Source organism: Mesorhizobium sp. M7A.F.Ca.US.006.04.2.1 (genome assembly GCF_004022915.1).
GTDB classification, from domain to species: Bacteria; Pseudomonadota; Alphaproteobacteria; order Rhizobiales; family Rhizobiaceae; genus Mesorhizobium; species Mesorhizobium ciceri.
Genome location: NZ_RZQA01001283.1, coordinates 1 through 1198, shown reverse-complemented (window position 1 = coordinate 1198; position 1198 = coordinate 1). Strand labels below are relative to the sequence as shown.

Genomic DNA, 1198 nt, shown 5'->3' with positions numbered 1-1198 from the left:
GGATAAGTCAGGCTGGGCGCGCCATTCCAGACCGGGAACCCGTTGCCCAAACGCTCAACGTCGCCAGGGTGCGCGAACTCGAAGCGCCGTACCATGTCCGGGATGGTCGATTTTACAAAAACGCGTCCACACATTTACGGTCGTCTCATTGACAAGGATCGAGGCCCGCCCAAAATGGGAACGGAGTGAGAACGAGTCAAGGTTGTTGTGATGCCGAAGAAGCCAAAGGACGTAATGCTGCCAGGAGTATCGGGCGTCACAATCGATATCGATGACCGTGACAATCCTAGGGTCTGCCTGGTCGGGCTGTTGACTGACGAGGGAAAGCGATCCTTCACATTGAACGAAAACGGGGCACGGATGATGGTGAAGGCGTTGCACTCATTTCTCGATCTCCTCGACGGATCTACCTCCGTGACAAAGCCAAAACGCCCGGCCAACTGAGAACACAGCGCATGATCAACCCGCCGAAGCGACAGGACGAATATCAGGATCGCGCTAAGGGTCATTAAAGCCCACCGGGTGCATAAACTCTTGCGCCGACCTGGAGGAACATGCGTCCGCAGTCGAAGTTCGGAATGCGCTTGGCAAGGAAATCTCCTTGAAACAGCCGAGCAAGGCCCGCCACTGGCTCCGAGACCCGGTGGCGGGCCACCCGCAATCAAATCTTTTCGTAGGCTGGAACCTGTTTCTGAAATCGAAGTTGGAAATGTGCTTGGTTGAGATTCCCCTCCTCAAATCCAAGCTCTGGTGCAAGTGCAAGGCCCGCCGCTGTAATTGTGTCCTCAGCGGCGGGCTTACTTCGTCAGGCGCTCCACGGTCTCAATGATCGCCTTGGCCAATGCCTCGCCTTCATAGATCGGCTCTGGGCCATAGTAGCCCCGTCAACCATTCCTCGGATGGCAGCACGCCGGGAGGGCAGACCTGCTCGATGGCCATTCGGACGGGCTTCAAGGCTGCGCGTTCGCCAGTGAGTTCGATTGCCACAGGGGGCGATACGGCTGCGGTGTCATAATTTCGCCTCGCGGATCGCTCGCAAAGTCGCATGGCGCAGCTTGTCCTCGCGCTTCAAGGTCTTCACGCGTCCGACAAGGCCAGGTTTGATCCATTCGGCGTCGGGCTTGTCCGCTCCCTTCGGCGTGCCTTTCCCCTCTTGCACCTTGGCCCATAGGCGTTCGCGCATGGCTTTGGTCAGGGC

At 58.0% G+C, this 1198-nt stretch carries 1 protein-coding gene and 1 pseudogene; one reads left to right on the top strand and one right to left on the bottom strand.

Going from position 1 to position 1198, the window contains the following annotated elements:
• Positions 1-210: 210 nt before the first annotated feature.
• Positions 211-444: a hypothetical protein gene (locus EN925_RS36650; protein WP_027162013.1), complete on the top strand. Its 234-nt coding sequence runs from the start codon at positions 211-213 to the stop codon at positions 442-444.
• Positions 445-1009: 565 nt separating this feature from the next.
• On the opposite strand, the pseudogene EN925_RS39970 reads toward EN925_RS36650, so the two are convergent.
• Positions 1010-1198: pseudogene (locus tag EN925_RS39970) on the bottom strand (ATP-dependent DNA ligase); the annotation flags it as partial.

Excerpts from the sequence above, each read along its gene's own strand:
- EN925_RS36650 (WP_027162013.1), top strand. The coding sequence starts at position 211 with ATGCCGAAGAAGCCAAAGGACGTAATGCTGCCAGGAGTATCGGGCGTC.